Here is a 315-nt window from a genome sequence, read left to right as displayed (position 1 = left end):
GGGTAAATTCACATGCATCATGCCATGGGTTGAAAGGGACGCCCATAAATCAACGGGCTCTGATAACAACCCAGACAGCAGAGCCAGACCGGTTTCAATGCCCTCACAAATGACAAGATGTTTTGGATTGGCTTGACTTAATTGCACAGCGCCGCCTGTTACAGAACCCAACATAGCTTTTGCTGGTTTTTGATCTGTTTTGCAGCCATTGTCTTGTAAAAAGGTTCTATGAATGGCAAAAGAACCAGCGCCCTTAACAAGAGCAACCAACGCAGGCAGTGTACCCCCAGAAGGGTGTGGACATTTATCGTAAAA

At 46.3% G+C, this 315-nt stretch carries 1 protein-coding gene; it reads right to left on the bottom strand.

Features of this window, described 5'->3' with window-relative positions; all coding sequences use genetic code 11:
* Positions 1-315: DUF7146 domain-containing protein (locus tag BN338_RS12640; protein ID WP_039762859.1), on the bottom strand; the 315-nt coding region annotated here is incomplete at both ends.

The organism is Bartonella queenslandensis AUST/NH15 (genome assembly GCF_000312585.1).
GTDB classification, from domain to species: Bacteria; Pseudomonadota; Alphaproteobacteria; order Rhizobiales; family Rhizobiaceae; genus Bartonella; species Bartonella queenslandensis_A.
Note: the sequence above shows the minus strand (reverse complement) of the source record. Positions and strands in the feature narration are given on the sequence as shown.